This is a genomic window from Mycobacterium sp. TH-M103 (genome assembly GCF_057473785.1).
Map to the genome: position 1 here is coordinate 1 of NZ_JBYCLG010000079.1, position 4,526 is coordinate 4,526.

Annotated in this window: 1 protein-coding gene; it reads left to right on the plus strand. The window is 71.4% G+C overall.

Translation table 11 applies throughout. The features are described 5' to 3' along the window. Positions 1 to 4,526: fatty acid synthase subunit beta domain-containing protein (locus AC2VOR_RS04620; RefSeq protein WP_486963279.1), on the plus strand; the 4,526-nt coding region annotated here is incomplete at both ends.

Below are 4,526 nucleotides of genomic sequence, written 5' to 3' on the forward strand. Positions count from 1 at the left end.
CGACCGCCGACACCGCCGCACCGGGCAGCCCGTGGCTGGCCGACACCTGGCGCGACCGGTTCGAGCAGATGCTGCAGCGCGCCGAGGCGCGGCTGCACCCGCAGGATCACGGCCCCATCGAAACCTTGTTCGCCGACCCGGCGCTGCTGGAGAGCCCGGAGGCGGCGATCGAACTGCTGCTCGCTCGCTACCCCGACGCGGACACCGTGCAGCTGCATCCGGCGGACGTGCCGTTCTTCGTCACGCTGTGCAAGGCGCCGGGCAAGCCGGTCAACTTCGTGCCCGTCATCGACAAGGACGTGCGGCGCTGGTGGCGCAGCGACTCGCTGTGGCAGGCGCACGACGCCCGCTACGACGCCGACCAGGTGTGCATCATCCCGGGTATCGCGGCCGTCGCCGGTATCACCCGGCTGGACGAGCCCGTCGGGGAGTTGCTGGACCGCTTCGAGCAGGCCGCCATAGATGAAGTGCTCGCCGCCGGAACCGAGCCGCAGGCCGTCACCTCGCGCCGGCTGGGCCGCCCCGACGTGACCGGTCCGCTGGCCACCGTCCTGGACGCGCCGGACGTGCTGTGGGCCGGGCGCACCGTCACCAACCCGGTGCACCGCATCGCCGAGCCGTCCGGTTGGCAGGTGCACGACGGACCCGAAAGCCGCTGCGCCACACACTCGTCCACCGGCGCTCGGCTGCAGGTGGAGGCAGGCGACCGGGTGGTGCTCGCCGTCCCGCTGTCCGGCGTCTGGGTCGACATCCCGTTCACGTTGCCGGCCAACACCGTTGACGGTGGCGCCCCGGTCGTGTCCACCGCCGACGCCAGCGAGGCCATGCGCGCGGTGCTGGCGATCGCCGCCGGTGTGGACGGGCCGGAGTTCCTTCCCGCGGTCGTCGACGGGACGGCCACGGTGGCGGTCGACTGGGACCCTGAGCGGGTCGCCGATCACACCGGGGTCACGGCGATTTTCGGCGAGCCGCTGGCACCCACCCTCACCACCGTGCCCGATGCGCTCGTCGGCCCTTGCTGGCCCGCGGTTTTCGCGGCCGTCGGCGCCGCGACGACCGACACCGGCGTTCCGGTCGTCGAGGGCTTGCTCAGCCTGGTGCACCTGGACCATGCCGCCCGTCTGGTCGGACCGCTGCCCGCTAGCCGGGCCCAATTGGTCATCACCGCAACGGCTTCCCCGGCCGTCGACACCGACATGGGCCGGGTTGTCGGAGTGTCGGTGTCGATCGCGACGGCCGCCGGCGAGGTGATCGCCACCCTTCACGAACGGTTCGCCATCCTCGGGCGCACCGGGGCCTCCGAGCTCACCGACCCGGCCCGCGCCGGGGATGCGGTCTCGCAGAACGCCAACGACACCCCCCGTCGGCGCCGCCGCGACGTGACGCTGAGCGCGCCGGTGGACATGCGCCCCTTCGCGATGGTCTCCGGCGACCACAACCCCATCCACACCGACCGCGCGGCGGCGCTGCTGGCGGGGCTGGGATCGCCGATCGTGCACGGCATGTGGCTCTCGGCCGCCGCGCAGCATGCGGTGACGGCCACCGACGGTCAGGCCCGCCCACCGGCCCGGCTGGTCGGCTGGACCGCCCGTTTTCTGGGCATGGTCCGCCCCGGCGACCAGGTCGACTTCCGCGTCGACCGCGTCGGAATCGACCAGGGCGCCGAGGTTTTGGAGGTCGTCGCCCGCATCGGCTCGGACCTCGTGATGTCGGCGACCGCCCGGCTGGCCGCCCCCAAGACGGTCTACGCGTTCCCCGGCCAGGGCATCCAGCACAAGGGCATGGGCATGGAGGTCCGGGCCCGCTCCAAGGCGGCCCGCAAGGTGTGGGACAAGGCCGACAAGTTCACCCGCGACGTCCTGGGCTTCTCGGTGCTGAACGTGGTGCGCGACAACCCGACCAGCATCATTGCCGGCGGCGTGCACTACCACCACCCCGAGGGCGTGCTGTACCTGACGCAGTTCACCCAGGTCGCGATGGCGACGGTGGCCGCGGCGCAGGTCGCCGAGATGCGCGAGCAGGGCGCCTTCGTCGAGGGCGCGATCGCCTGCGGCCACTCGGTCGGCGAGTACACGGCCCTGGCCTGCGTCAGCGGCATCTTCGAACTGGAAGCGTTGTTGGAAGCGGTTTTTCACCGCGGCTCGAAGATGCACGACATCGTCCCGCGCGACGAGCTGGGCCGCTCCAACTACCGGCTGGCGGCCATCCGGCCCTCCCAGATCGACCTGCCCGACGACGAGGTCCGCGGCTTCGTCGCCGACATCGCGGCAAGCGCCGGTGAGTTTCTCGAGATCGTCAACTTCAACCTGCGGGGCTCCCAGTATGCGATCGCCGGCACGGTGCGGGGCCTGGAGGCGCTGGAGGCGGAGGTGGAGCGACGCCGCGAGATCACAGGCGGCAAGCGGTCGTTCATCCTGGTTCCGGGGATCGACGTGCCGTTCCACTCGCGGGTGCTGCGAGTCGGGGTGGCCGACTTCCGGCGCGCGCTGGAGCGGATCATGCCGCGCGACAAGGATCCCGACATCATCATCGGGCGCTACATCCCCAACCTCGTGCCCCGCCCGTTCACCCTCGATCGCGACTTCGTCCAGGAGATCCGCGATCTGGTGCCGGCCGAGCCGCTCGACGAGATCCTCGCCGACTACGACACCTGGCGTAACGAGAAGCCGCGCGAGCTGGCCCGCAAGGTGCTGATCGAGTTGTTGGCGTGGCAATTCGCCAGCCCGGTGCGCTGGATCGAGACGCAGGACCTGTTGTTCACCGAGGAGGCCGCCGGAGGCCTGGGTGTCGAGCGGTTCGTCGAGATCGGCGTGAAGTCCGCGCCGACCGTCGCCGGCCTGGCCACCAACACCCTCAAGCTGTCCGAGTACGCCCACAGCACAGTCGAAGTGCTCAACGCCGAACGTGACGCCGCCGTGCTGTTCGCCAACGACACCGACCCCGAGCCGGAGCCCGACGATGCGCCCGAACCGGTGGCCGAGAGCGCCGTCGCCGTCGACGCGGCCCCGGCCCCCGTTGCGGTGCCGTCGGCATCCTCGGGCGGGGTCCGCCCGGACGACATCGCATTCGATGCCGCCGATGCCACGCTGGCGCTGATTGCGCTGTCGGCCAAGATGCGCATCGATCAGATCGAGGAACTGGACTCCATCGAGTCGATCACCGACGGCGCGTCGTCGCGGCGCAACCAGCTGCTGGTCGACCTGGGGTCGGAGCTGAACCTGGGAGCCATCGACGGCGCTGCCGAGGCCGACCTGGCGGCGCTCCGCGCGCAGGTGACCAAGCTGGCGCGCACCTACAAGCCTTACGGCCCGGTGCTTTCCGACGCGATCAACGACCAGCTGCGCACCGTTCTGGGGCCGTCGGGCAAGCGGCCCGGCGCGATCGCCGAGCGGGTCAAGAAGACCTGGGAGCTCGGCGACGGCTGGGCCAAGCACGTGACCGTCGAGGTGGCGCTGGGCACCCGCGAAGGCACCAGCGTGCGCGGCGGTGCCATGGGCCACCTGCACGAGGGAGCCCTGGCCGACGCCGCCACCGTCGACAGGATCGTCGACGCCGCGGTGGCTTCCGTGGCTGCGCGCCGAGGCATTTCGGTCGCGCTGCCGTCGGCGGGCGGTGGCGGCGGCGCGACCGTGGACGCTGCCGCGCTGGGCGAGTTCACCGAGCAGATCACCGGCCGCGACGGCGTACTGGCCGCGGCGGCCCGCCTGGTGCTGGGTCAGTTGGGCCACGACGAGCCGGTCAGCGCGCTACCGGCGGCCACGGATGCCGAACTCATCGACCTGGTCACCGCCGAACTGGGTGCGGACTGGCCGCGTCTGGTCGCGCCGGTGTTCGACGCCCGCAAGGCCGTCGTCTTCGACGACCGCTGGGCCAGCGCGCGTGAGGATCTGGTCAGGCTGTGGCTGGCCGACGAGGCCGAGATCGACGCCGACTGGCCGCGTCTCTCGGAGAGGTTCGAGGGTGCCGGACATGTCGTCGCGACCCAGGCCACCTGGTGGCAGGGTAAGGCGCTGGCCGCCGGGCGTCAGATTCACGCGGCGCTGTACGGCCGCATCGCCGCCGGGGCCGAGAACCCGGAGCCGGGCCGCTACAGCGGTGAAGTCGCCGTGGTCACCGGCGCCTCGAAGGGATCGATCGCCGCGTCGGTGGCCGCGCGACTGCTCGACGGCGGTGCCACGGTCATCGCGACGACGTCCAAGCTCGACGAGGAACGGCTGGCGTTCTACCGCGGGCTGTACCGCGACCATGCTCGCTACGGTGCGGCGCTGTGGGTGGTCGCGGCCAACATGGGGTCCTACGCCGACATCGACGCGCTGGTCGAGTGGGTCGGGACCGAACAGACGGAAAGCCTTGGGCCGCAGTCCATTCATATCAAGGACGCGCAGACGCCCACGTTGCTGTTTCCGTTCGCGGCGCCGCGGGTGGCCGGCGACCTGTCCGAGGCCGGTGCGCGCTCGGAGATGGAGATGAAGGTGCTGCTGTGGGCGGTGCAGCGGCTGATCGGCGGGCTGTCGAAGATCGGCGCC